Annotated in this window: 4 protein-coding genes; 2 read left to right on the top strand and 2 right to left on the bottom strand. The window is 56.7% G+C overall.

Annotated elements, in window-relative coordinates; translation table 11 throughout:
- Nucleotides 1-988, bottom strand: a 988-nt coding sequence (locus F2P46_RS35475) for a DUF4158 domain-containing protein (protein ID WP_166899183.1), incomplete at its 3' end; no start/stop codon positions are given.
- A 515-nt stretch (nucleotides 989-1,503) separates the two neighbouring features.
- Between F2P46_RS35475 and F2P46_RS35470 the strand changes: the two genes are divergently transcribed.
- A complete protein-coding gene (locus F2P46_RS35470; protein ID WP_166899181.1) occupies nucleotides 1,504-2,757 on the top strand; it encodes a putative Na+/H+ antiporter in 1,254 nt (417 codons plus the stop codon).
- Between the two features lie 334 nt (nucleotides 2,758-3,091).
- The gene (locus F2P46_RS35465; protein WP_166899179.1) at nucleotides 3,092-3,694 is read left to right on the top strand and encodes a recombinase family protein; all 603 of its coding nucleotides are present in this window, start codon (nucleotides 3,092-3,094) and stop codon (nucleotides 3,692-3,694) included.
- Nucleotides 3,695-4,024: 330 nt separating this feature from the next.
- Here F2P46_RS35465 and F2P46_RS37215 read toward each other — a convergent pair.
- On the bottom strand, nucleotides 4,025-4,211 hold a 187-nt coding region (locus F2P46_RS37215; protein ID WP_208296917.1), incomplete at its 5' end, for a hypothetical protein.

The following is a 4,211-nucleotide window of genomic DNA, read 5'->3' as shown; positions in this document are numbered from 1 at the left end:
CCGCCTCGTCCAAGTCCTTGAGCGAGCGAAGGCGGGATTTCTTGTCCGCCTTCACGGCGTCACCGAAAAGCTCCCGCAGGATGACTTCGAGCACTTCCAAGGCGTCATCCTGTGCCGATGCTTCGAGGCAGTGCACAAACGCTACCAGGGTGGCCAGACGACGCAGCACCGGTAGGCGCAGGATCGCGCTGGCCTTGGCGGCGCCGGCAAACCGGGCAAGGGCCGCGACCCGCGTGGCTGGGATACGCGTGGCAGCCGGCAACCGGATGCCAAGCTCTCGAACGGCTTGGAGCCGCATCAGCGCCAAGCTCATTGATCGGCTGCTGGCCACCACCGGCCCGGTGCGCAGGCGGTCAAGCGGGGAATTGCGGCTGCCGCCAGAAGATACCAGGAGGCCTTCCAGGCGCGTTTGCTGGTCGAGGCTGACCCCACTTCCAAGCGAGCGCCATAATCGCTCCTCGACCCGACTGCGTAGGCGCGCAACGTACCGTTCGAGCGTCGTGCAGCCAGGCAGCAATACCTTGTGCGTCACGAGCCATGTTGTGGCGCGTTCGAAAAGTACACTCGGCCGGTCGGTGCCGGTCCAGCACAAGGCATAGAGCCACCGCGTAAGACGGAAGGCGATCAGGGGTTCTGTGAACTCGACGTAACCATAGGACGCGCGAATTTCCGTTGCGTGCTGCCAGCGCTGCTCGCCGGCACTATAGGCGCTTGCCTTGTCCGGCGCCTCGATGCCTAATTGCTTTGCCAGCGCCCACAGCACAGGCTGGGGCACGTCAAGGGGATTTTCCAGAAACGTGCCCAGGTAGCGCACCGTGCCGAGCTGAACGGCAAAACCAAACCGATTGTGCGCACCGCGCTTTTGTGCAATCAAAGCGTGGTCGGTGTCGTTCAAGTGAAAGTACCGGGCGAGATCATGAGGCGACGGCGGGCCGGCGTAGCGACCGTAGTTTTCGCGCTGGTCGTTCGAAAGAAAGCTGACTGGCATAGGTCCGATCCACGCCCGTCTGGGCCAATGTTGAATTGCTAAATCTCCGCGACTTGTGTGTAAAAAATTCTTATCTGTCGCTGGTTAGGCTCGATGTCAGGGGAGCGGACTTGCAACATGCGGGCAGCTTACAACACTCCAATGGAGGTTGCAGATCACCCTTTGTCGGAGGTTTGCGTCAGATCGGAGGGACAAATGGAATCGTATATAATGGCGCCGGGTGCACACACTGCCGTGTGGAGCAGGAACAGCGTCGGTCGGGCCGCCACGCTGTCTGCTCACGCCCCTATGAAAACATCGAATACCGATCTGCTCATCGCTACTGCGCCCGATTGCTTGTTCCCCTTCGAAGATGGCCAAAGCCTTGTCGCGCCAGCGCATGCAGTCTGCCGGGCTACCAATACCACACCCATGTGTACTGTCGCCGAGACGGTGACCAAACCTCTGCGCAGCGACCAGTTACCCCTGTCCGGTAACCACTCTTCATCAGTTAATCGTTCAGATATGAAAGCAAAATGGCAGATATCAATCTAATCGCTGCGGTGCTGTTTGGACTGGCGCTCGCACACACCTTTGCAACCAAGACGTTTGAACGTCTGGCCGACCGTTTCCCGCGACATGCCGGACTGTTTCATTTTTTTGGTGAAGTAGAAGTCGTTTTCGGTCTGTGGGCACTCGTTCTGATCATTGCTATGGCATTCGTCGTCGGCGGTTCCGAGGCAATCAAGTACGCCGAATCGCGCACCTACACCGAACCGCTGTTCGTGTTCGTTATCATGGTCGTTGCCGCGTCCAAGCCAGTGCTAGAGACGATCAGAGCCCTCATATCGCTGCTGGCGCGACTGGTTCCGCTACGAACCGCAGTCGTTCGCGTTTGGCTTTGCCTGGCGCTAGTACCGCTCATCGGCTCCTTCATCACCGAACCTGCTGCAATGACACTGGCTGCGTTAATGCTGGGACCACTGATTTTCCGCCAGGACCAGGGCATGCCAGAGTGGCTAAAATATGGGGCCTTGGGCGTGTTGTTCGTTAACGTCTCGATCGGCGGCACCCTCACCTCGTTTGCTGCCCCTCCCGTGCTCATGGTCGCGTCGACCTGGAACTGGGACAGCGCCTTCATGGCGACCAATTTCGGATGGAAGTCGGCCATTGCGGTCGTGATCAACGCGACGGTAGTGACCTTCATGCTTCGGCGGCACATCCGGGACGACAAGCCCGGTGCGCGGACCCCCGACCGAATTCCTTTTCTAGTGAGTGCCATACATCTCGCCTTTCTCGGGGCCGTCGTCGGCTTCGCCCATCATCCCGTTATTTTTATGGGACTGTTCATGTTCTTTATCGGCTTTACCAAGGCCTACGAGCAATACCAGAATCCCTTGATTCTGAAAGAGGGTTTGCTGGTTGGATTCTTCCTTGCTGGCCTTGTAGTCCTGGGCGGCATGCAACAGTGGTGGCTGCAACCGATCGTATCGAGCCTTGCGCCGACGGCCCTGTTCTTTGGTGCTACCGCACTTACTGCCATTACCGACAATGCCGCGCTCACCTATTTGGGATCGCTCATTTCTGGCATGAGCGATCAGGCCAAGTATATGCTGGTCGCCGGTGCCGTCGCCGGTGGTGGGCTTACGGTAATCGCCAATGCGCCAAATCCTGCCGGCGTATCCCTGTTGCGCGACGGTTTTAACGATGAGTCGATTGGTGTGGGTGGCCTGCTGCTGGGCGCTTTGGCTCCGACAGTGGTCGCCATGCTTGCGCTCTTTCTTCTTTAGGAGCGAGTTCGCGGCGGCCGTTACTTGGACCGGGCAGCGCTGTCCGTCTGCAGAAAAGTTTCAGCAGTGCCTTCATGGGCTTTTTGGGTTTCTCCATCACTGGGGAAACCCATTTTTTATCCGTTGGGGTAAATAGGGAAAAGGGGGGAAATCGGGCGCTAAGCACATCGCTGCGATTGATATCGCTCCAAATGTCAGATTGAGCTATACCCTAACCTGATGTCAGGTTGCGTTGGCTCTACAAGTCAGAATAGGGTCCGTAACGAAATATCTTGACACATGCACTGAACAGTCATAGAGTCTTTCCTGACACATCTTGTTAAGGAGACACGTTTTGCGAGGTCAGCGCATCGGTTATGTCCGGGTCAGCAGTTTCGACCAGAATCCAGAGCGTCAGCTCGATCAGGTCGAGGTGGATAAACTGTTCACTGACAAGGCATCTGGCAAAGACACACAGCGGCCAGCGCTGGATGCACTGTTATCATTCGCCCGCGAAGGCGATACCGTCGTAGTGCACAGCATGGACCGCCTGGCGCGCAACCTTGACGACCTGAGGCGACTAGTGCAAGCGCTGACCAAGCGTGGCATTCGTATTGAGTTTGTTAAAGAATCACTGAGCTTCACTGGTGACGATTCGCCGATGGCAAATCTACTGCTGTCGGTAATGGGAGCATTTGCAGAATTCGAGCGGGCGCTGATCCGAGAGCGGCAGAGAGAGGGGATCGCGCTGGCCAAGCAACGCGGCGCATATCGTGGCCGCAAAAAAGCGTTAGCTGACGACCAAGTTATCGAGCTGCGCCGCCGCGCTGGCTCCGGCGAACAAAAATCAACGCTCGCCCGTGAGTTCGGAATCAGCCGCGAGACCCTGTATCAATACCTCAGACTGTCGGCGCCGACCCTTGCTCCCGATTTTCGGGAAAGCGACAGTGATGGCTAAAATTATTCGCGGATTTATCAACCGGTTTAACTGTGCCCGTCAAGTTCACGCAGGCGCCAGTTTCTGCATGTATTGTGGCGTTGCACTACGGAAGAGCAGCTTCTTTCTTTACCGCTTAACCTCTAGTGATGAGACCCTGGATGTTTTGATCAGAGGACTAAACGATCACCATGTTAAGCAAGCGTATCTGCCTCGCTATCGACGGCAGGACTTGGTGGCCCAGCGGGTTCCTGACGATGCAGCATAACGATATTGCCACGAATCTTTTGCAGCGAATTTGTGCGCGACGCCGTCTCACCAAGAAAAAACGATGATACGACAAAGGCTACTTCACCCAGCACGCATAGTCGCGCTCGCTTTTCTCACGACGATCATCATTGGAACTTTACTTCTGATGATGCCCTTTGCTCGACTCGCGCCTGGGTCAGCACCCTTCCTCACTGCGCTCTTCACTTCAGTTTCAGCGGTATGTGTTACCGGACTTGCCGTCGTTGACACCGGTACATATTGGTCTTCT

Source organism: Massilia sp. CCM 8734, assembly GCF_011682155.1.
Lineage (GTDB): Bacteria > Pseudomonadota > Gammaproteobacteria > Burkholderiales > Burkholderiaceae_D > Telluria_A > Telluria_A rubra.
The sequence above is the reverse complement of the archived record's forward strand: the minus strand, read 5'-3'. Positions and strand labels throughout refer to the sequence as shown.

Bases quoted from the DNA above. Each gene is read 5' to 3' on its own strand.
- F2P46_RS35470 (WP_166899181.1), top strand. From the start codon at position 1,504: ATGGCAGATATCAATCTAATCGCTGCGGTGCTGTTTGGACTGGCGCTC.